The following is a 19,768-nucleotide window of genomic DNA, read 5'->3' as shown; positions in this document are numbered from 1 at the left end:
AAGACCATAGAGATTGAAAACCTTACGCTGAGTCCAAGTAACTCGATAAGCAGTAAAATCGCATTATCTTTAAAATTGCCCAGAGTTTCTTTTGAAGGGGTAGATATTGAATCTTTTTTGTTTGAAAATGAGCTACAGCTAGAAAAACTTGCAGTGGATGGGAAGTACGATTAATCTGGAGATTAATCGGGATTTTCAGAGGGAGGAAACTGGAGATGTAGCTGGGCCAGTTACTGAAAAAACGCTTCCAAAATCTATTCAACTTGTTTCTATTGGAGCAATTGAGGCTACAAATTCTAAATTGAGTTTGAATTACAGAGTAGGGGAAAATGGGTTTGAATCTATACAAACCGATTTTGACTTAGAGATAAAAGGCTTAATCTTAGATTTGTCCTGCAAATGCGAGGGAAGATATTGCAGGCTTGTTTGATGAGATCAGCCTCAATCTCAATGATTTTTCCTATGCATTGCCGGATAGTATCCATACGATACGTTTCTCAAATTTCTTTGTTGATAATACAGCAGACGAGACGATTTTTTCAAAATTTTGAAATTATTCCTAGTAACACTTCTGGCAATCCAGGCTCGCCCATATTTTCTGCCAAAATCGATGAGTTGGGGGTGAGGAATAATAGAATCAGAGATATTCAATCAACAGGCATAGTTGACCTGACTCAGCTTCGTCTACTAAATCCTAAAATCGATGTATATCTTGATACCGCCCAAAAATCTCCTAAGACTCAAAAATCATCAGGTAACTCTAGCCCAAAAAATCTAGGGCTAATTGAGTCGGTATTGCTTCAGGATATATTAATCAATAATGGAGATATTAGAATTCATAACAAGGAGAGTGGTCAGATTCCAAAAATGGCATTTCATAAAGTCAATTTTGGATTACAGGAACTCAACTATGATCTGATGAATAAAAATGCAGAGCTGAGTCCTCAGTTTCTGCTGGAAAAGGACCTGAGTCTTTCTATTTCAAACTATCAAATTTATACAAATGATAGCATGAATAAGTTGAAGCTCGCAAAAGTACATACTGGAGAATACCATCGTCATCATAGTATTTATTTCCAGCCTGCTTTTGGGCGCTATGATTTTTTGCGTAGAAAAGGGTATCAGGACAATGCAATGGATGCTTTTATTCATCAGATCAGGCTTGAAGACATAGATTTTGATTCTTATTTCATAAATAAAAACCTGAAAGCCCATGCTTTAAGAGTTAATGGTTTTGAGGTGGATGTTTTTAGAGATAAGAGAATCCCACTAAAAGAAGGTGTAATCAAACCTATGCCTCAAGCATTAATGCAGAACTCCCCATTTGATTTAGAGTTTGATTCTGTGATTTTGAATAATGGGGTTATACGATATCAGGAGTTTGCTCCAAAAGCTATGCTCCCGGGTTCTATAAGGTTCGAAGAGGTTAATGCTTCTATAGCTCCTTTTGTGATGCGCAAGAGTAGTGAGGAGTTTCCATTGAAGTCCAGTATGTTGTCAGCCACTGCGAAACTTATGGGAGAAGGGGATGTTAAATTAAATGCAAATATGTTTTTTGGCGCACCGTATCCTATGGATGTAGATGTTGAGCTGGGAAAATTCGATCTTTCTCTTCTCAATACTATGCTTGCGAATAATGTCTTTCTAAAAGTGGTAGATGGGCGTGTTACTGACGGAAAGTGGAATTTCAGAATGGATGATGATGTAGCTAGAGGCAAAATGAACTTTAGATATGAAGATCTGAAAGATTGAGTTTTTGGATTCTTTGACCTTAGAAAGGGGTAAGGAAAACTTGGGATCATGACCTTTCTGGCCAATACATTTACAAAAAGTAATAATCCCAGAAAATTCTTTAATCATCGGGTCATTTCTCGGGTTTACTTCGAGCGGGATAAATCCAATTCATTTTCGGGGGCTGGTGGCGAGCTACTTTTAGTGGCTTGAAAGGAAGCATAGGACTAGGATAAGGCAAAAGTACCAAAGCGAAAAGAGGAAGACGAGTGATCAGCTTTCAGTGGTCAGTCACAGTTTTCAATTTCAACTTTTGATACTTCATGTCTTTTTAGCAGGATGATGTTTTTTTAATTTAAACAGGCTAAGATGAATAGTATTTCATAGATAATCTATTCTATAGCGGAGCTCAGGACTTGCTTAGATATAGCTTTACTATTGGAAGGTGATACTAGTAATGAGTAGTTTTTACAGAACTAAATTCTTACTTGACAAAAAAAGCCAATCGATTGCTGAACTGGCTTTTGTGTTTGGTGGAAGAGAAATTCTTACTTCAACTTTCCTTCTGTATCTGTATAGTTACCAATAATTTTTGCGCCGCTATTCACTGTCACTGTTCCGTAAATCGTAATGGTGTTGCCTTCACCTAGGAATTCTAGTGTTGCACCGTGGTCAAGCTCTAAGTCACCATAGATTACTGGTGCTGCCATGTAGCTGAAGTTTGGATTGGCTATTAATGTTAAGGGAAGTGTTTTTATTGTACTGCCCAAAAGCAAAAGACCCATTAACTGTCATTAGTCCATTACTGTTGACATTCAAGTTTTGCTCAATAGCTAACGAACCACAGAATAAGAATGTGCCTCCGATGTTGACATTTTTCAAAACAGAAGAGCCAGCATAAGCTTGGGATTCGTTGCTGTTTACATTCAAGTTTGCATTGCCGCTATAGGCAGATAGACCTTCGCATGAGGTATCAGCAGGTGCTTCAACTTTATTGATTTTTAAAATCTGAAGACCACCAAATCCCGTTGCTACAAATACAAATTCTTCCTCATTTCTTACAAAATTTGAAATACTCATCGTAACTCTACAACAGACCAAATTGCTTAATTGAAGCCAAGTCGGATACGTCTGAAATTGAGATTCCAGCTGCTCCATTAGCCATGAAAAGTAAATTATCGTCAACAGATACGGCGTTAGTAACGATGTCACCAGATTCCACATCTTCCGGGCGAATTGGAATAGCTAGTTTTTGCACCAAACTACCATCTGCCATTTTGTAAATACCTGCACCATTTGCGCCTTCAGAGACGTAAAGATTTCCATTGTCAATGTCCATTGTTCTTTTTGCGCCAGCTACATCTAGCGTGAGCGGGATAGAAACTACTTCAGAAAGACTGTTCGGATCCAGAATATGAACACCTGTAGTACCACTTAGTACAGCTAGTTTATCGCTTCCAAAGGCTACAGCTCTTAAATCAGTAATTTCAGAAGAATTGCCTAAAGTTTGCGTACCATCAAATAAGCCAATAACTCCATCATTTCCACTGGTTACAGCAGTACTGGAATTGGTGTTTGCTACATCGGTCGCAACGAATCCTGGTAGAGAAGTATAGACAAAGCCTGAGGTGAATTTCCCTCCCGAAACAGATGATCAAGTTTGCCGGGGAAGTAACTTCATCATTTTCGTCGATATTAACTGCGGCAGCTAAGTATAGCTTTCCATTCTTATATTCAAGAGAGCTGATATCAGTGTCTGTAAAGACTGCCTGCTCCGTGATCACAGGGCTATAAATATTTGTAATGTCGAAAATATCAACTGCCCCTAAGTAAGTATCACCTTCAGTGTTATAGGCTACATAGGCATAATTACCATCTATATCCACGTGAGTAGCTTTAAGAGTATTACCATCTACTACAGGTGGATCTACCTGCGAAACAAGAATTAGAGGTAATTCTGTCGCTTCCTCTAGTATTCTTCCCTCAGGAGCATTAGGATCTATAAGGCCAATGACACCGGCATTGTCTAATTTCACACGTGTAGTCAGGGTTTGGCTGTCAGAATTAATAGTAATCGGGCCATCATTGACGGGGTTCGAAGTGTCATTACAGGAATAAAGGGCGAAGACTAATGCTAGTCCAGAATAAGATGTTTTTTCATAATACGTTGGATGTAAGTAGAGCTGTGTTTCATCTCTTGAAAACTGTTTTTCAAATATTGTATTTAGAATTTTATTTCGAATGGATCTACTTATTAGACGATGATATCGAAAAATAGGTTCATTCGATACAAAATTGAAATAATATTTTGATTTATGTCAATATTTAGGGGAGATATTTATGAGCGTGGATTTAACCGCGCAAATTTACCAAGATTTTCAGCTGGGTAGAAAGGTGAAAGTAGTTTGAGATAGAAATTGAAGTGATTATTTTCAGCCTATGTGGAAGATGAAAACTTCAGTCCGATGAGGTGATTGAAAATAATTTCTGCAGGTAGGTTCCTACTAGTTTCGAAGCAACTTTATTTGTTGGGAATTAGTACCCCAGCGAATATCAAGTATATAAATACCAGCGTTCTTATTCCTGATCCATTCTGACACTACCTGAGAAACCTCTTCTGGGGAAGTAAGGGTCATAGATTCACCATCACCCAGCATATTTACTAATCTTATATATATAGATTGGTCATGATAATTTTGAAGCTGGGTAAGTTGTACGCTTACATCAGATCCTGTCAAACTTGGGTTAGGGAAAGCAGTCCACGTAGAATTACTTTGGGTAGCTTCTGCCTGAATTGCTCTTGTTCTGCTATAGCTATATTTACCTGAGAAATCTACTTGTTTCAATCTGTAGAATATGTTCTCCTGTAATGGGCAGGTTATTATCAGTAAAGGTGTATGCCTCAGGATTTTCTGAATATCCATTACCTTCCACACGGCCTATGGTTTCCCATTCCTTTACTGAATTAACCGCACGCTCAATTTCAAAATGAGAATTTTCCCATTCTTTGGCTGTGGACCAGTCAAGGATCCCTGAATTATCTTCTTTTAGGTATGTGGCGTTGAAGTAGAGGTAGTCGACGGGTTGAATAATATATACGATAGAAATGACAACTATTCCATTACTTCCAGAACCGCCCCTTAGGGATCCTGCTCCTCCCCCTGATCCAGTATTTTGAATTCCGTTTTTTCCTATCTCCCTCAATTCCATCACCTCCAGTACTGGATGACCCCCCGGAACCTCCTCCTCCTCTTCCTGTTCCTCCTCCACCTGCTGCATAAAGCTGACTATTTCCGTTAATAATTAGCGATTGTTTTCCTTCACCTCCATTACCTCCTGGTTTATTTCCGTTATCTGCCGTATGTCCAGCTGAAGAAGCCTCCGCCTCCGCCTCCACCTTTGGCATTAATACCATTTTGAGTTCCAATACCCCCTGATTCTCCCTGATTACTTATACCTGAACCTGCTGAACCATTGTCTCCTGCAGCACCACCTCCAGATCCACCAGTACTTCCATTAATATAATTGTCAGATGCTCCACCACCTCCGCCTATCGCAGTATATCCAAAAAATGAAGAATTCGTACCATTTTGTCCTGCTATACTAATAATGCTAGCACCTATTCCTCCAGTTCCAACAATGACATGATATGTATTATTAGGAATAAGAGAATATTGATCTCTAGAAACCAATCGCTTGTCCACCACCACCAGCATAATCGCCGAAGCCACCACCACCTCCGCCAGCTACAATTAATGTTGATGCTATTAGAGAATCTTCATCTACTAACAAATCGCGAGGCGTAAAGTCTCCAGAGCACCTGAATATGTAGGTTATTGAACGCTGGGTCGATGTTATAATCTCATTAATCTCCACACAATCTATGGATGGACAAGAGCCCACTGTGGCACCACCCGATAGTTTAGGATTGGCATTACCCCCTGCGTTTTGTTCACATATAGGGCAGAACCTGTTCCTGCATAATCATAATTATTACCAGTGATAATTCCATTTGAAATAAAAAGTTCCGAAAACTGATACGGAATTACATTGATTACCATTAATAGCTTGAATTGTACCATTACTATTGTTTTGGAAAGATCCAGCAACTGACAATGATCCACCTAGGGTAATGCTTGAATTATTGGAAACAGCGCCTCCAATTGTTGTAGTTCCTACTACGGTGATTTTTGACCCAGAATTAAAAGTAGCGGACCCTCCAATATTTAAGTTCCTACGCTCAAAAGCGTTCCATTTATAGAAGCAGATCAACTTAAAGTTTAGGGTATTAAAGTTATTAATTGTATTATTTGAATTAAAATTAATACTGTTTGCATTAAATGTCCCATAATTATTTATTGTCCAATTGCCATTCCAGTTCCCACCATTTCTCGTCAAAGTTACTCCTTCGTTGATACAGACTGTTGAACCATTTAAATCAAAGTTTGCTGAATAATTGAAGTTGCCTTGGAAACAAATAACCGCTGAACTATTTTGATTATTCGGTACTGATTGGTTGTTTGCTGGTATCGTAACGGTGCAAGGTCCACAATTCTGCCCATACAAAATCACACCCCAATACAATTGGGCGCAACAAAAAATCAGAAAAAGGAACAGAAATCTATTCTTCATCAAGGTGTTAGTTGGAAATCAGGGCTAGGGTAGGCCCAACTTGTTATATTCTAGGGTATTAAGGGTGTGCAAAGGTAAATAGACTTTTTCGTTCTGGTACCACAAAAAAATGTTGTTTGAATAGTTGAATTGTGCATTCATGTGGCAGAATCTGGAATGTTTTTGTTAGGGGTAATTACGAATGGGATTAATAAATTGGTTTAGGTATAAAAAAATTATTTGGTTTTGCAGGTGAGTTTAGATTATAATTTAAAGACGTGATGATCCGCAATGATGGCGGCTTAGTTGCCTTAGATTATTTGTTTAATTGGTCGGAAGACCGATGACCGAAGACTCCCGCATTGGGGGACAGGCTGAAGTGACCTCAAATATAATTTTGAACAAATTCTAGATTGCTTTTCCCCCTTTACTGGTAAGCGGATATACATTTAAAAGAATTAGGATCATCGACTCTCTTCGATCCTTTATCCGTAATAATAGGATTACTGAGCAAATGAATAGTAGTTCCTTATTGTCCCGCTATTCGGTACTTATCAGATTAAAAGAATAAGCCCTGCCGGAGTTTATTTCCGACAGGGCTTTTATATTTTATCACAAAGTGAATCTACCTTCTAAGAATCACTTTGTGATATTCTCGTTTATTTCCCCAGCTGATTTCAAGTGTATATATACCAGCAGCCTTTGTGGTAAACCAGTCACTGACCTGATTACCCATTTCTTGCATTTCCAGTATAGGTAGAGTTTCGGACCGTCCCGTTGCGGAAATAATCCTTAGAGCGAATAGGTTCGTCACGATAAGAAGAAGGATCCAGGACTTCTATGTAGAATGGATGGCCTGTGGTCGGGTTCGGAAATACTTTCCAGCGAGTGGTGCCAGGCAACGGCTCGACTAGAGACAGAATCCTGGGTTTCACTATATGTAAAGTCCCCATCGAAATCAAATTGTTTCAGTCTGATAGAAAATACGGCCTCCAGCAGCTGGTAACTTCTTATCGGAGTAGTTATAGGCCTTTTCGTCTTGCGAATAGCCTGCTCCAGCTACCTCATCTATTTTCTCCCATTCTTTGATATCATTCACTGAACGTTCGATTTCAAAACGGTCATTTTCCCACTCTTTTGCCGTGGCCCAAGTCAAGTCTCCTGAACGCTGCATGGAATTATACTTTGCACGGAAATATAAGTAGTCGACTGCGAAGAATACGGAAATTTGGATAACGGATGTAGACCACACCTTGGAAGCCATTGCTTCCTCCAGTTCTTCCGGCACCACCGCCTGAGCCATAAGTGGCAGCAGGTAAGCCTACACCAGTATTATTGCCTCTACCACCAGCATAGAAGTATTGAACCTCCCGATGTGTATTGACTGCCGCCCATTCCAGGCTCGTTGACGATAGCACCTGTGGATGTACCGCCGCCGCCTGCCCCATAATGCACATCTTCCCCAGAGATAGCTTGTATGACACCATTACCCCCTGAACCAGCAATTAAATGGTTTGCGTCTCCGCTGCCGTTTTCACCAGCAACAGTTACACCCCCGCCACCGGCGCCGGCGTTGCCCAAAGGAGTCACCAAGTCCATTTCCTCCATTATTTCCATTATTTCCATTTCCTCCATTGGATTCATCTATGCCATAAGCTGCACCCCCTCCGCCGGAGGCACCGGCACTGCCTGCCCTTGCTGAGGGAGACGCATTGGAAGATCCACCTCCGCCCCCTCCAGCTGCTGAAATATCTGAAAATGTATTTCCTCCTGCATAATCAAAACTTGGCCCTCCAAATGTTGAACCTGTACCATCTCCTCCTCTGCCGGGTTGAGTTTGAGGCACCCTAGACCGAATCCACCGGGAGTCACTTGGAACACAGCACCTTGTAGGCCGGGCAAGAGTCCATTCATGGTAATTCCAGTAAACTGCTGATAAATCACGGCTCCGCCTCCGCCCCCTCCGGCAGCTTCACCGAAGCCACCTCCACCGCCTCCACCAACAACGAGCACTTCAAATTCGTCTAATCCATCTGGTGCTGTCCAAGTCCATGAGGAACAATCTCCTGTAACACGTATCACGGTATAGCCTTCCGAGTCAGTATATTGGTAAATATCCCCAAGTACCAATACATGGTGCGGGATCAGGGCAATCATAGGTGAAGACAACCCGGCCATCTCCAGCTGTGTTCTGTAGTACTGACTATGGCTTGAGCAAACCTCATCTGCCAGATCAGCTGTTGGGCTTAATGGGGTGACAAATACATTCGTTCCATCAAAAACTGCATAAGGTGTACTTCCAGCTGCTGACTGGTATTGTGATCGGTGCCGGATTCCCTCCATCACCAAATACCTGAACAGTCACTTCGCTTACCCCTGCTCCAACTGAATAAGTAGCGTTTCCATCCGTCTCCAAGTATTCAGTACTACAATTAATGCCATAAGGAACAGTATTGTTACTTGGCACTGAGTAAGGACATGTATCAGCGATTCCTTCGATGGAATTTATCGTGAGGATGGTCGTTCCTTCATTTGAATAAGGGAGAGACTGGAAGCTAAACTGGCCAGCGAGTGGTTACAGTCACAGTAATTGTCTGATCTGAAATTGCATTTGCACCGCTTGTGCTGTAGTTTATTTCGTAATCTCCTGGAGCAAGTTCTGGACCATATACAGTAAAGGTGGAACTCCCAGGAAGCGAAGATGGGTTGACTACTTGAATATCCGAAATAGGGTAGGATGGATCTTCTACCGTAATGGTGCCTTCAGCATCTACGGTTCCGCAACCTCCTGTCAATGGGATGCTATAATTGAAAGTTCCTACTTCAGTCGGTGTTCCTGAGATAGTAATGTCGCCTGAGCCTGTATTGAAGGAGGCACTAATTCCCAACGGAAGACCATTGGCTCCGGCAACACCTTCATTTAATATTCCAGTTGCACCTGTCGTTCTGTGAATAAGCGTAATTGGAACCACTGTATCCAAACATAATACTGGATCAGGGTTAACGGGTGTCACTGTATTTTCTGGATTTACTGTGACGATAACAATGTTTGAAGGTGAAGATGAACATTGCACTCCATTTAAGGTAGAAACAGTAATTCTTTGGAATTCTGTAGTTTCTGTTAAGGATGGTGAATCGTATGTGGAATTAATAGCGCTAGAAATAGAGGTCCAAGTAGGATTTGATGAATTTCTAAACTGCCAGATATAGCTAATAGCTCCATCTCCTGACCCGTCGTCAGTACTTGTGAATTCAGCAGGATCTTCCCCTGCACAGATAGTTTGATTTGCAGCTATAGTTCCCGCTATTGGTTCACTTTGTAGAGTAATTGTTACAGGATTACTTGCTGGTCCCTCGCAGGATAATCCGTTTACAGAAGATATGCTATATCTTCTGTATTGAGTTGATTCTGAAAGTATAGGCGGATCATAATCAGCACCTGTTGGATCACCGGGAACATCTACCCAATTTGGCGTAGAGAGGTCAGTATTCATTTCCCATCGATACGAGATTACTGCTCCAATATCTTGAGGAGCATATACAGTCCCAATAATAGGAGACGGTATAATGCCATCACAGACAGTTTGATCGCTCGATATAGTGCCTGCTTCTGGAACATCTTTTACTATAATGAATCCTTCCACCCGTACTTGCTGACAAGAGCCAGTAGTAAATACTTCGTAAGTGTATTCACCAGGCTCTGTAGGAGACCCGCTGATTCTCAAATTTACCCCATTCCAAGTAGCTATAATACCTTCAGGCAAGCCAGTTACTAATGGTCCAGCTAATCCACCACCTACTGCATATTCAATATCTATTATTGGAGAATCTTCACAAATCACCTGGCTATCGTCAGTTCCTGGATCAGAGGTTAATCTGATAAACGGAGAAAGTGTTCCGAAGGAGATATCATCTAAAGCAAAATCATTACCTCCGAGCGTAGTATTTAGGTTCACAATTTCGATAGTTGCGGTGGTTGCGGAACCCGAACTCCAGCTTGGGTTTGACCTAAATTCTCTCCAATTACCTAAGTTTACTTCACCATCGTTTGTAGGCTCAGGAGCTGTTGATAAATCTAAAACAGTACCCACCAATTGCCCATTAATTTTAAATTGTAATCTAGCATTTGATGCTCGATTCAAATTCATTGCCCAAGCAGAGAAATAATATTCTGTAAATGGTTCAACAGTCACTTCTTGCCTCCATATTACTGGCTGTCGGAGAGGACTTCCTATTAGTGCTCCTCCATTTACCATCATGAAATTTCTAGGCCCAGTGGCATTGTTAGTATGATCTCTTCCATAAAATGCCGTATGGTAGCCTTGAGGTGTGGTGGTGGTACTACCGTTGGCATTTACATTTACTGCGTAATATCCCTCGGGCCATAGACCAGTTGACCCATTCCCATTAACATAATAGGCTTGATTTTGGGTGTATTCGGTAAAGAAACTTGGAATTTGGCAGGATCAAAGTTTGTAAATGACCCATCTTCGATTAATTCTTCTGCTATACTGATTGAGGTCGTGCTTGTACATCCATTTGGTGAGGTAGCTGTCACAGAATAGGAACCAGCTATATCTACAACTATAGATGAGGTTGTTTCTCCTGTATTCCACTCCCAAGTGGTCCCCGTTACATTTGAACTGGCAACCAAAAGGACACTTCCATCCACGGCACAATAATCAGTTTGTAGTGTGATTATTGGTGTAGGATCTACAGTGATTGTGAAAGATTCTGAAGGGCCGGGGCAGCCATTGACTGTAGGGGTCACGGTAATAGTCGCTGTAATAGGCCCAGAAGTAGGATTTTCAGTTGCAAATGCAGGGATATTTCCGGTTCCAGACGCTGCCAAACCAATAGATGGATGACTATTCGTCCAATTATATATTACACCTGCTACTGCATTTCCGCTAAAATTCACAGCTGAAGTAGATTGCCCAGAACAACCGATATCCTGATTGGAGATATACAAATTGGCATTGGTCTTATCAAAACATGTACTTCGAACGTATTGCCAATACAGCCGTCCGGTGTGATAGGGGTAACAGTGTAAGTTACTATTTGATCTACCAATGAAGTATTGGTCAAAGTCTGTGAAATGCTGGTTTGAGGTGTTCCAACATTGGACTCTCCAGTTACATTTCCATTAGGAGATACGGTCCAAGTGTAAGTTGTACCCGCTGGAACTGATCCATTTGTCCCGTTTTGAGGAGTTACATTAAAAGTGCCACCGCTACAGATTATTGTTCCAGAGATGTCATTTATCACTGGCGTAACATTTACATCTGTAGAATTGGTAATAGCTGTTACCGCCGTACACCCGCCTGCATTGCTGTAATTCACCGAAACATTTTTGGTACCACTAGTTAACCAAGTAAGTGTGACAGTATGGTCAGTAGCTCCAATACCTCCAGAGGTTATGGTATAATCGGTTCCAGCTGTCCCAGGTACTGTCCAGATATAGTTGGGTTGTCCTGGTTGTGTGGTATAGGTGACAGGAGCTCCTACACAGAGGTCAGCAGTAGGGGCTTCTATTGGAATTGTTGGAATTGGAAGTGGACTTACATTTAAGGAGTTTGAAACCGAGGATGCCGCTGTACAATTATTTGAGTTGCTATAGTTTACAGAGACATTTTTAGTACCAAAAATGTTTCTATCAACTATTCCAATGCCACTAATTGTACAGCTGTAGGTGCTTTGGTTAATGCTACTAACGTCAACGCGCTTCCATTACCTACATTTTTGACACAACCTACCTCGGATGTTTGTCTAGGAACCACTGTAACTTACACTACGCAGACAGGGCAAGACAATTATGTTTGCAATATACAGGTGTTGCTGGAACAGACTATATCATCACCTCTGGTGGAATTGGACCATTTGATAATTCAGTGACCTTAAGATGGCTGTCTAGTGGCACTAAAAATGTCTCTGTAAACTATAGCAACTGAACCAATTCTACAGCGGCATCCTCGGTTTCAAACTCCTTAAATGTAAGTCCACTTCCAATTCCAACATTTATAGAAGCCCCTACTGCTGACCTCTGTGTAGGAGCTCCTGTCACCTATACCACACAACCAGGACAACCCAACTATATCTGGACAGTACCTGGGACAGCTGGAACCGATTATACCATAACCTCTGGAGGTATTGGAGCTACTGACCATACTGTCACACTTACTTGGTTAACTAGTGGTACCAAAAATGTTTCGGTGAATTACAGCAATGCAGGCGGGTGTACGGCGGTAACGGCTCTACCAATTCTACAGATGTAAATGTTACGCCAGTGATAAATGACATCTCTGGAACAATAATCTGTAGCGGTGGCACTTTTAATGTAACTCCTCAAAACGGGACAAATGGATCAGTTCCAGCGGGTACAACTTACACTTGGACCGTATCTCCTAATGGAAATGTAACTGGAGAGTCCAATGTTGGAACACCTCAAACCAGCATTTCACAGACTTTGACCAATACTTCATTGGTAGATCAAATAGTAACTTACACTGTTACCCCTATCACACCGGACGGCTGTATTGGCAATACGTTCGAAGTAGATGTTTTGATAAGACCAATGCCAACTGTAAATCCTATTTCCAATCAGGATATCGGTTGTTCTGGGCAATCTACTTCAGCTGTGAATTTTAGCGGAAATGCAGTAGCAGGTGTAATATATAATTGGACGAATAGTCATCCATCTATTGGTTTGGCAGCGTCTGGAACCGGAAATATCCCTGCATTTGCAACTGAAAATCCTACTTCTGGGCCTATTACAGCGACTATTACTGTGACCCCTACAGTCAATGGCTGCCCCGGCCCTTCAGAATCTTTCACAATCACTGTAGATCCTACACCAATAATCACACTACAAACTGATTATTGTGCCGTGGATGGAAGTGTCCTTTTGGTTGCCAGTTCAAATGTAACGGGGACCACTTGGGAGTGGAATACAGGAGAAACAACCTCATCTATAGTTGTAGATATAGCTGGTTCCTATTCTGTGACAGCTACCTCACCAAATGGATGTACAAGCACGACCTCAATCAGTATAGCAGAAGAATTAATCGAAGATGGGTCATTTACAAACTTTGATCCTGCCAATCCAAGTTTATTTAGATACACCCAAAATCAAGCCTATTATGTTAATGGGAATGGGTCAACTGGTCTATGGCCCGAGGGATATTACGCAGTAAATGTAAATGCCAACGGTAGTACCACCACCACACCTCAAGGCTACCATACGGCATTTTATGGAAGAGATCATACTAACAATGCCACTGGGCCTAGAAATTTCATGATGGTAAATGGAGGAGCACTAATAGGAAGTCCTCTCCGACAGCCAGTAATATGGAGGCAAGAAGTGACTGTTGAACCATTTACAGAATATTATTTCTCTGCTTGGGCAATGAATTTGAATCCAGCATCAAATGCTAGATTACAATTTAAAATTAATGGGCAATTGGTGGGTACTGTTTTAGATTTATCAACAGCTCCTGAGCCTACAAACGATGGTGAAGTAAACTTAGGTAATTGGAGAGAATTTAGGTCAAACCCAAGCTGGAGTTCGGGTTCCGCAACCACCGCAACTATATGGTGAACCTGAATTGCTACACTAGGAGGTAATGATTTTGCTTTAGATGATATCTCCTTGGAACACTTTGTCCGTTTATCAGATTAACCTCTGATCCAGGAACTGACGATAGCCAGGTGATTTGTGAAGATTCTCCAATAATAGATATTGAATATGCAGTAGGTGGTGGATTAGCTGGACCATTAGTAACTGGCTTGCCTGAAGGTATTATAGCTACTTGGAATGGGGTAAATTTGAGAATCAGCGGGTCTCCTACAAGAAGCCCCTGGTGAATACACTTACGAAGTATTTCTCTGGCTCTTGTCAGCAAGTTACAGGTAGAAGAGTTCAGGTTATTAGATTAAAAGATGTTCCAGAAGCAGGCACTATATCGAGCGATCAAACTGTCTGTGATGGCATTATACCGTCTCCTATTATTGGGACTGTATATGCTCCTCAAGATATTGGAGCAGTAATCTCGTATCGATGGGAAATGAATACTGACCTCTCTACGCCAAATTGGGTAGATGTTCCCGGTGATCCAACAGGTGCTGATTATGATCCGCCTATACTTTCAGAATCAACTCAATACAGAAGATATAGCATATCTTCTGTCAACGGATTATCCTGCGAGGGACCAGCAAGTAATCCTGTAACGATTACTCTACAAAGTGAACCAATAGCGGGAACTATAGCTGCAAATCAAACTATCTGTGCAGGGGAAGATCCTGCTGAATTCAGCAAGTACTGACGACGGGTCAGGAGATGGAGCTATTAGCTATATCTGGCAGTTTAGAAATTCATCAAATCCTACTTGGACCTCTATTTCTAGCGCTATTAATTCCACATACGATTCACCATCCTTAACAGAAACTACAGAATTCCAAAGAATTACTGTTTCTACCTAAATGGAGTGCAATGTTCATCTTCACCTTCAAACATTGTTATCGTCACAGTAAATCCAGAAAATACAGTGACACCCGTTAACCCTGATCCAGTATTATGTTTGGATACAGTGGTTCCAATTACGCTTATTCACAGAACGACAGGTGCAACTGGAATATTAAATGAAGGTGTTGCCGGGAGCCAATGGTCTTCCGTTGGGAATTAGTGCCTCCTTCAATACAGGCTCAGGCGACATTACTATCTCAGGAACACCGACTGAAGTCAGGAACTTTCAATTATAGCATCCCATTTGACAGGAGGTTCCGGAACCGTAGATCCTGAAGGCACCATTACGGTAGAAGATCCATCCTACCCTATTTCGGATATTCAAGTAGTCAACCCGTCTTCGCTTCCTGGCAGTTCCACTTTTACTGTATATGGTCCAGAACTTGCTCCAGGAGATTACGAAATAAACTACAGCACAAGCGGTGCAAATGCAATTTCAGATCAGACAATTACTGTGACTGTAACCACTCCTGGCCAGTTTAGCTTCCAGTCTCTCCCTTATTCAAATGAAGGAACGACCATCCTCACGATAAATTCCATCGAAGGAATCGCTGATACATGTCCTTACTCAGTGCCAAGTAACAATACTGTTCCTTATGGCATTAATTGTAGTACTGAATACTTGGAGACGGATGGAAACGCTACTTATTCAGTTGGAGCAGGGGTAAGCGAAGTGACTGTTCAGGTATTTGGTGATGGAGGGAATCCGGCACCGATCACAATACCAGTCACACCTGGAAGTACACTTTATGCAGTTTTTGATGGAACGAATGTATTTGTCACCCCATTAAGCCCAACAGCTGATCTGGCAGATAGGTTTGCTCAAGCCATAGTCAGTACTACAGAAACAGCTGGAGATGGCCGGGTTGTCTTCACCTATGATTGCCCTGATCCCGCACCATGTATTGGTACTGGGGATATTTACCAATATACTGACTCGGAAGGCTATACCGTGATACGTGTTACAGGAGATTGTTCCTCATGGACTTGGACAGCACCAGATGGATTAGACGAATTTGAAGTGCTCGTTGTTGGTGGAGGCGGTGGAGGTGGCTTCGGTGAAGCTGCCGGAGGGGGCGGAGGCGGAGCCGTGATTTATCAGCAGTTTACTGGAATTACCATGAATGGACTCCCCGGCCTACAAGGTGCTGTGTTCCAAGTGACTCCCGGTGGATTAGGTCTGGGTGCCTCAAACTCAACCCAGCAAGGAGGAGATGGTACAGGTTCAACATTTGGAGGGCCAAGTTTTGATTATGCAGGAGGAAATACATTTTCAGATATTTCAGCAGCTGGAGGGGGCGGAGGTGGATCTTCCAATGCGTCTTCCTCAGTAAGGGAAGGAAGTACCGGTGCCTCCGGCGGAGGGGGTGCAGCTTATGGCATAGATGAATCCAATGGAGGAAATGGAAATAATGGAAATAATGGAGGAAATGGACTTGGTGACTCCTTTGGCAACGCCGGCGCCGGTGGCGGGGGTGTAACTGTTGCTGGTGAAAACGGCAGCGGAGACGCAAACCATTTAATTGCTGGTTCAGGGGGTAATGGTGTCATACAAGCTATCTCTGGGGAAGATGTGCATTATGGGGCAGGCGGCGGCGGTACATCCACAGGTGCTATCGTCAACGAGGCCTGGAATGGGCGGCAGTCAATACACATCGGGAGGTTCAATCTTCTATGCTGGTGGTAGAGGCAATAATACTGGTGTAGGCTTACCTGCTACCAACTTATGGCTCAGGCGGTGGTGCCGGAAGAACTGGAGGAAGCAATGGCTTCCAAGGTGTGGTCTACATCCGTTATCCAAATTTCCGTATTCTTCCAGTCGACTACTTATATTTCCGTGCAAAGTATAATTCCATGCGGCGTTCAGGAGACTTGACTTGGGCCACAGCAAAAGAGTGGGAAAATGACCGTTTTGAAATCGAACGTTCAGTGAATGATATCAAAGAATGGGAGAAAATAGATGAGGTAGCTGGAGCAGGCTATTCGCAAGACGAAAAGGCCTATAACTACTCCGATAAGAAGTTACCAGCTGCTGGAGGCCGTATTTTCTATAGACTGAAACAATTTGATTTCGATGGGGACTTTACATATAGTGAAACCAGGTCTATTCTAGTCGAGCCGTTGCCTGGCACCACTCGCTGGAAAGTATTTCCGAACCCGACCACAGGCCATCCATTCTACATAGAAATCCTGGATCCTTCTTCTTATCGTGACGAACCTATCACTCTAAGGATTATTTCCGCAACGGGACAGTACGAAACTCTACCTATACTGGAGATGCAAGAAATGGGTAATCAGGTCAGTGACTGGTTTACCACAAAGGCTGCTGGTATATATACACTTGAAATCAGCTGGGGAAATAAACGAGAATATCACAAAGTGATTCTTAGAAGGTAGATTCACTTTGTGATAAAATATAAAAGCCCTGTCGGAAATAAACTCCGGCAGGGCTTATTCTTTTAATCTGATAAGTACCGAATAGCGGGACAATAAGGAACTACTATTCATTTGCTCAGTAATCCTATTATTACGGATAAAGGATCGAAGAGAGTCGATGATCCTAATTCTTTTAAATGTATATCCGCTTTTCTACCAGTAAAGGGGGAAAAGCAATCTAGAATTTGTTCAAAATTATATTTGAGGTCACTTCAGCCTGTCCCCCCAATGCGGGAGTCTTCGGTCATCGGTCTTCCGACCAATTAAACAAATAATCTAAGGCAACTGGCATCATTGCGGATAATCACATTCTTTTAATTATAATCTAAACTCACCTGCAAAACCAAATAATTTTTTTATACCTAAACCAATTTATTAATCCCATTCGTAATTACCCCTAACAAAAACATTCCAGATTCTGCCACATGAATGCACAATTCAACTATTCAAACAACATTTTTTTGTATTAATCTTTACAGAACGAAAAAGTCTATTTACCTTTGCACACCCTTAATCCCTTAGAATATAACAAGTTGGGCCTACCCTAGCCCTGATTTCCAACTAACACCTTGATGAAGAATAGATTTCTGTTCCTTTTTCTGATTTTTTGTTGCGCCCAATTGTATTGGGGTGTGATTTTGTATGGGCAGAATTGTGGACCTTGCACCGTTACAATTACAGCAAACAACCAATCAGTACCGAATAATCAAAATAGTTCAGCGGTTATTTGTTTCCAAGGCAACTTCAATTATTCAGCAAACTTTGATTTAAATGGTTCGACAGTCTGTATCGACGAAGGAGTAACTTTGACGAGAAATGGTGGGAACTGGAATGGCAATTGGACAATAAATAATTATGGGACATTTAATGCAAACAGTATTAATTTTAATTCAAATAATACAATTAATAACTTTAATACCCTAAACTTTCCTGGATCTGCTTCTATAAATGGAACGCTTTTGAGCGTAGGAACTTTAAATATTGGAGGGTCCGCTACTTTTAATTCTGGGTCAAAAATCACCGTAGTAGGAACTACAACAATTGGAGGCGCTGTTTCCAATAATTCAAGCATTACCCTAGGTGGATCATTGTCAGTTGCTGGATCTTTCCAAAACAATAGTAATGGTACAATTCAAGCTATTAATGGTAATCAATGTAATTCCGTATCAGTTTTAGGAACCTTTTCTTCAAATGGAATTATCACTGGTAATAATTATGATTATGCAGGAACAGGTTCTGCCCTATATGTGAACAAAACACCAGGGGGTAATGCCAATCCTAAACTATCGGGTGGTGCCACAGTGGGCTCTTGTCCATCCATAGATTGTGTGGAGATTAATGAGATTATAACATCGACCCAGCGTTCAATAACCTACATATTCAGGTGCTCTGGAGACTTTACGCCTCGCAATTTGTTAGTAGATGAAGATTCTCTAATAGCATCAACATTAATTGTAGCTGGCGGAGGTGGTGGTGGCTTCGGCGATTATGCTGGTGGTGGTGGGGCCGGCGGTTTTATTGAGAAAAATGATATTTCTCTTATTCCTAATAATACATATCATGTCATTGTTGGAACTGGAGGAATAGGTGCTAGCATTATTAGTATAGCAGGACAAAATGGTACGAATTCTTCATTTTTTGGATATACTGCGATAGGCGGAGGTGGTGGAGCATCTGACAATTATATTAATGGAAGTACTGGTGGATCTGGAGGTGGTGCTGCAGGAGACAATGGTTCAGCAGGTTCAGGTATAAGTAATCAGGGAGAATCAGGGGGTATTGGAACTCAAAATGGTATTAATGCCAAAGGTGGAGGCGGAGGCGGAGCTTCTTCAGCTGGACATACGGCAGATAACGGAAATAAACCAGGAGGTAATGGAGGTGAAGGAAAACAATCGCTAATTATTAACGGAAATAGTCAGCTTTATGCAGCAGGTGGAGGAGGAACAGGAAGAGGAGGAGGAGGTTCCGGGGGGTCATCCAGTACTGGAGGTGATGGAATTAAGGGGGGGATAGGAAAAAACGGAATTCAAAATACTGGATCAGGGGGAGGAGCAGGATCCCTAAGGGGCGGTTCTGGAAGTAATGGAATAGTTGTCATTTCTATCGTATATATTATTCAACCCGTCGACTACCTCTACTTCAACGCCACATACCTAAAAGAAGATAATTCAGGGATCCTTGACTGGTCCACAGCCAAAGAATGGGAAAATTCTCATTTTGAAATTGAGCGTGCGGTTAATTCAGTAAAGGAATGGGAAACCATAGGCCGTGTGGAAGGTAATGGATATTCAGAAAATCCTGAGGCATACACCTTTACTGATAATAACCTGCCCATTACAGGAGGAAACATATTCTACAGATTGAAACAAGTAGATTTCTCAGGTAAATATAGCTATAGCAGAACAAGAGCAATTCAGGCAGAAGCTACCCAAAGTAATTCTACGTGGACTGCTTTTCCCTAACCCA

At 41.8% G+C, this 19,768-nt stretch carries 23 protein-coding genes; 8 read left to right on the top strand and 15 right to left on the bottom strand.

Translation table 11 applies throughout. The features are described 5' to 3' along the window. The first annotated feature begins 157 nt into the window (after positions 1-157). Complete coding sequence (locus AC0L6R_RS06555) at positions 158-430, top strand: hypothetical protein (protein WP_473270475.1); 273 nt, start codon at positions 158-160, stop codon at positions 428-430. Positions 431-462: 32 nt separating this feature from the next. Further along, positions 463-1,752 carry a hypothetical protein gene (locus AC0L6R_RS06550; RefSeq protein ID WP_473270474.1) on the top strand — a complete coding sequence of 430 codons (1,290 nt, stop codon included), beginning with the start codon at positions 463-465 and terminating at the stop codon, positions 1,750-1,752. A gap of 527 nt (positions 1,753-2,279) precedes the next feature. Here the strand turns inward: AC0L6R_RS06550 and AC0L6R_RS06545 are convergent. The 15 genes from AC0L6R_RS06545 to AC0L6R_RS06475 all read right to left on the bottom strand — a co-directional run bounded on the left by AC0L6R_RS06545 (position 2,280) and on the right by AC0L6R_RS06475 (position 11,685). Beyond that, a complete protein-coding gene (locus tag AC0L6R_RS06545; RefSeq protein WP_473270473.1) occupies positions 2,280-2,441 on the bottom strand; it encodes a hypothetical protein in 162 nt (53 codons plus the stop codon). After that, a complete protein-coding gene (locus tag AC0L6R_RS06540) occupies positions 2,416-2,811 on the bottom strand; it encodes a hypothetical protein (protein WP_473270472.1) in 396 nt (131 codons plus the stop codon). Before AC0L6R_RS06540 ends, AC0L6R_RS06545 begins: the two co-directional genes overlap by 26 nt. Before the next feature lie 7 nt (positions 2,812-2,818). Further along, positions 2,819-3,070, bottom strand: a complete 252-nt coding sequence (locus AC0L6R_RS06535) for a hypothetical protein (RefSeq protein ID WP_473270471.1) — start codon at positions 3,068-3,070, stop codon at positions 2,819-2,821. Positions 3,071-3,269: 199 nt separating this feature from the next. After that, the gene (locus AC0L6R_RS06530) at positions 3,270-3,767 is read right to left on the bottom strand and encodes a hypothetical protein (protein ID WP_473270469.1); all 498 of its coding nucleotides are present in this window, start codon (positions 3,765-3,767) and stop codon (positions 3,270-3,272) included. 468 nt (positions 3,768-4,235) lie between these two features. Continuing rightward, positions 4,236-4,577 (bottom strand): T9SS type A sorting domain-containing protein, encoded by a 342-nt coding sequence (locus AC0L6R_RS06525; RefSeq protein ID WP_473270468.1) that lies wholly within the window; start codon positions 4,575-4,577, stop codon positions 4,236-4,238. After that, a complete protein-coding gene (locus AC0L6R_RS06520; RefSeq protein WP_473270467.1) occupies positions 4,552-5,010 on the bottom strand; it encodes a hypothetical protein in 459 nt (152 codons plus the stop codon). Before AC0L6R_RS06520 ends, AC0L6R_RS06525 begins: the two co-directional genes overlap by 26 nt. 71 nt (positions 5,011-5,081) lie before the next feature. Then, the gene (locus tag AC0L6R_RS06515) at positions 5,082-5,462 is read right to left on the bottom strand and encodes a glycine-rich domain-containing protein (protein WP_473270466.1); all 381 of its coding nucleotides are present in this window, start codon (positions 5,460-5,462) and stop codon (positions 5,082-5,084) included. 150 nt (positions 5,463-5,612) lie between these two features. Then, positions 5,613-5,813, bottom strand: a complete 201-nt coding sequence (locus AC0L6R_RS06510; protein WP_473270465.1) for a hypothetical protein — start codon at positions 5,811-5,813, stop codon at positions 5,613-5,615. Between the two features lie 1,257 nt (positions 5,814-7,070). Next, the gene (locus tag AC0L6R_RS06505) at positions 7,071-7,295 is read right to left on the bottom strand and encodes a hypothetical protein (protein ID WP_473270464.1); all 225 of its coding nucleotides are present in this window, start codon (positions 7,293-7,295) and stop codon (positions 7,071-7,073) included. A gap of 5 nt (positions 7,296-7,300) precedes the next feature. Further along, entirely contained in the window at positions 7,301-7,645 is a 345-nt protein-coding gene (locus AC0L6R_RS06500; RefSeq protein ID WP_473270463.1) for a hypothetical protein, read from the bottom strand. Positions 7,646-7,683: 38 nt separating this feature from the next. Then, positions 7,684-7,986 carry a hypothetical protein gene (locus AC0L6R_RS06495; protein ID WP_473270462.1) on the bottom strand — a complete coding sequence of 101 codons (303 nt, stop codon included), beginning with the start codon at positions 7,984-7,986 and terminating at the stop codon, positions 7,684-7,686. Beyond that, a complete protein-coding gene (locus AC0L6R_RS06490) occupies positions 7,987-8,685 on the bottom strand; it encodes a glycine-rich domain-containing protein (protein WP_473270461.1) in 699 nt (232 codons plus the stop codon). Between the two features lie 212 nt (positions 8,686-8,897). Beyond that, entirely contained in the window at positions 8,898-10,601 is a 1,704-nt protein-coding gene (locus AC0L6R_RS06485; protein WP_473270460.1) for a hypothetical protein, read from the bottom strand. Positions 10,602-10,702: 101 nt separating this feature from the next. Continuing rightward, the gene (locus AC0L6R_RS06480; protein WP_473270459.1) at positions 10,703-11,314 is read right to left on the bottom strand and encodes a hypothetical protein; all 612 of its coding nucleotides are present in this window, start codon (positions 11,312-11,314) and stop codon (positions 10,703-10,705) included. Then, positions 11,260-11,685, bottom strand: coding sequence for a PKD-like domain-containing protein (locus AC0L6R_RS06475; protein ID WP_473270458.1), 426 nt, complete (start codon positions 11,683-11,685; stop codon positions 11,260-11,262). The genes AC0L6R_RS06480 and AC0L6R_RS06475 overlap by 55 nt, the downstream gene beginning before the upstream one ends. A 476-nt stretch (positions 11,686-12,161) precedes the next feature. On the opposite strand from AC0L6R_RS06475, the gene AC0L6R_RS06470 reads away from it, so the two are divergent. The 6 genes from AC0L6R_RS06470 (at position 12,162) to AC0L6R_RS06445 (ending at position 19,764) form a co-directional block, all read left to right on the top strand. Further along, the gene (locus AC0L6R_RS06470) at positions 12,162-12,293 is read left to right on the top strand and encodes a hypothetical protein (protein WP_473270457.1); all 132 of its coding nucleotides are present in this window, start codon (positions 12,162-12,164) and stop codon (positions 12,291-12,293) included. A gap of 284 nt (positions 12,294-12,577) precedes the next feature. Continuing rightward, the gene (locus AC0L6R_RS06465) at positions 12,578-13,939 is read left to right on the top strand and encodes a PKD-like domain-containing protein (protein WP_473270456.1); all 1,362 of its coding nucleotides are present in this window, start codon (positions 12,578-12,580) and stop codon (positions 13,937-13,939) included. 262 nt (positions 13,940-14,201) lie between these two features. Then, positions 14,202-14,663: a hypothetical protein gene (locus AC0L6R_RS06460; protein WP_473270455.1), complete on the top strand. Its 462-nt coding sequence runs from the start codon at positions 14,202-14,204 to the stop codon at positions 14,661-14,663. A gap of 444 nt (positions 14,664-15,107) precedes the next feature. Then, on the top strand, positions 15,108-16,550 hold the full coding sequence (locus AC0L6R_RS06455; RefSeq protein ID WP_473270454.1) for a glycine-rich domain-containing protein: 1,443 nt from the start codon (positions 15,108-15,110) through the stop codon (positions 16,548-16,550). 167 nt (positions 16,551-16,717) lie between these two features. After that, the gene (locus AC0L6R_RS06450) at positions 16,718-17,260 is read left to right on the top strand and encodes a T9SS type A sorting domain-containing protein (RefSeq protein WP_473270453.1); all 543 of its coding nucleotides are present in this window, start codon (positions 16,718-16,720) and stop codon (positions 17,258-17,260) included. 611 nt (positions 17,261-17,871) lie between these two features. After that, positions 17,872-19,764: a glycine-rich domain-containing protein gene (locus tag AC0L6R_RS06445; protein WP_473270452.1), complete on the top strand. Its 1,893-nt coding sequence runs from the start codon at positions 17,872-17,874 to the stop codon at positions 19,762-19,764. Positions 19,765-19,768 lie beyond the last annotated feature (4 nt).

Source organism: Algoriphagus sp. 10J20-15, from assembly GCF_055809615.1.
The sequence above is the reverse complement of the archived record's forward strand: the minus strand, read 5'-3'. Positions and strand labels throughout refer to the sequence as shown.